We start from the raw sequence: 1729 nt of genomic DNA on the forward strand, positions 1-1729 counted from the left end.
CCGCCGTCTGGATCAATCCGCCCAACAACAAGCTCCAACTCCAAGCTTAATCTATCGCTCCGGCTGTCTCACATTCGTTGACACGCTCCGTAATCCAGCGTCGGCTGCAGGCAATTTTACGGAACAGTGTCACTCAGTTCCAGGGAGGATCAAAATGACCGACGCTGAGGCACAAGCGATACTCGACAAGGCGATGCTCCTACACAGCCGATCGACCTCCATCGGCGTCAGGGACCTCTGTACAATACTGGGCGTCTCGGAGCGCACAATCCGCCGTCGTCAGCAAGAGGGTCAGATGCCTGCGAGGACAAAGCTTGGCCGTAAACTGGTTTATGAGAAGGCCGATATCTCAGCCTGGCTGGCAGAACAGGTGCGAGGCTGAGATGCTCGACGCCGAACGCCAGATGCAATTGAAGTACCTCGACAAGGAGTTTGCCGCGACTGTCCGGTACTGCCGGGAAGAAGCTGGATGGACGACGGAGGAGCTGCTTCAGCTGAAGCACGCCATCGCGAGTTACCGGGGAAGTCTGAAGCAGCTGGCAGCGGCCTATCCGAAGGGTTGGTCCAAGCAACGAGCGATCGCGAAGGCGGGACCCCTCTCGTCCAAGGACGCCGTCTTCGTCGGGGTACTCAGGATCGCGGCACGGCATGGGCTATCCATGTCTCGTTCACAGGCCCTGGGCCAAGCCGGGAAGATCAGCATGTGGAAGGCGCTTGCCGAGCCGGTCGTCGTTCACTGGGAACCGAAGGGCGGGGGGAAGTACCGCTCGATCGTGAAATACGGAATTCTCAGGGCGGCTCAGCAGCTGCCGCTTCGGGATGTGTTGTCGATGATGGGCATCGACAGCGAGTTTGACTACACGAGGAAAGGAGCCGGAGGCGAACGGGCGTTCGTCCACGAAATCAAACAATCGATGACGGACGGTCGCCGTTGGTGGTGGACGCCGGATATCGAGAACTGTTTCCCGTCAATGAGGCCCAAACACTTCGATTGGTTGCCGGTCGACAAGCGATTGTTGAAGACCGTGATCTTCCTCCCGAAGTGCACGAAGATCAGGGTATCCATGCCAAAGGAAGCCACGACGGTGGTTGAGTACCTGAAGCAGACGTACCCCGACTTCGTCCCGAGTGATCTCTCTCTCTCCCTGAAAGAGCTTCTTCGGATTTTTACAGATGGACTGACCCGGCAGGGTATGCCGCAGGGCTCAATGCTCGCGCCGCTCCTAGCAAGGGCCTTCATCGGACGGGAACTTCGGCATGTCGTCGGAGGTAAGGAGCTGCACGCGTCCACGGTCATGGACGATCTGTGCATCGGCTCGTGCGAAGTCGAGGCCGTGATCGCGGTCGCTGGAGCGGTAACGAAGCGCCTGGAGGCGCACCCTGCCGGGGCAATCAATTTACATGCCGCAGAGCCGAGCGACATGAAGAAGGGTATCCGAGTGATCGGGTATTGGATCACGCATGAAGGCGATCACAAGCCGGACCCCGTTCACGTCAAGCCGGGCGGAAAACGTATAGAACGATCTCGCGTCCGCCTACTGGAGAAGCTCCAGCAGGTCGCGGGAAACAGGAAGGGTCCTGATTTACTGGAAGTCTACGATGAGCTCATGGACGTTGCGGTGACCTATGCGAAGCGCTGGCGGAGCGTGTCAACGAATGTGAGACAGCCGGAGCGATAGATTAAGCTTGGAGTTGGAGCTTGTTGTTGGGCGGATTGATCCAGACGGCG

General features: G+C 58.5%; 2 protein-coding genes. Both read left to right on the plus strand.

Features of this window, described 5'->3' with window-relative positions:
• The first annotated feature begins 154 nt into the window (after positions 1–154).
• Entirely contained in the window at positions 155–382 is a 228-nt protein-coding gene (locus VQ044_RS25020) for a helix-turn-helix transcriptional regulator (RefSeq protein ID WP_331827887.1), read from the plus strand.
• A 1-nt stretch (position 383) separates the two neighbouring features.
• Entirely contained in the window at positions 384–1679 is a 1296-nt protein-coding gene (locus VQ044_RS25025) for a hypothetical protein (RefSeq protein WP_331827888.1), read from the plus strand.
• The last annotated feature ends 50 nt before the right edge of the window (positions 1680–1729 follow it).

Source organism: Aurantimonas sp. C2-5-R2, from assembly GCF_036549495.1.
GTDB classification, from domain to species: Bacteria; Pseudomonadota; Alphaproteobacteria; order Rhizobiales; family Rhizobiaceae; genus Aurantimonas; species Aurantimonas coralicida_A.

What these genes read in the sequence shown, in the direction of transcription:
- VQ044_RS25020 (WP_331827887.1), top strand. Translation starts at nt 155, where the DNA reads ATGACCGACGCTGAGGCACAAGCGATACTCGACAAGGCGATGCTCCTA.
- VQ044_RS25025 (WP_331827888.1), top strand. Translation starts at nt 384, where the DNA reads ATGCTCGACGCCGAACGCCAGATGCAATTGAAGTACCTCGACAAGGAG.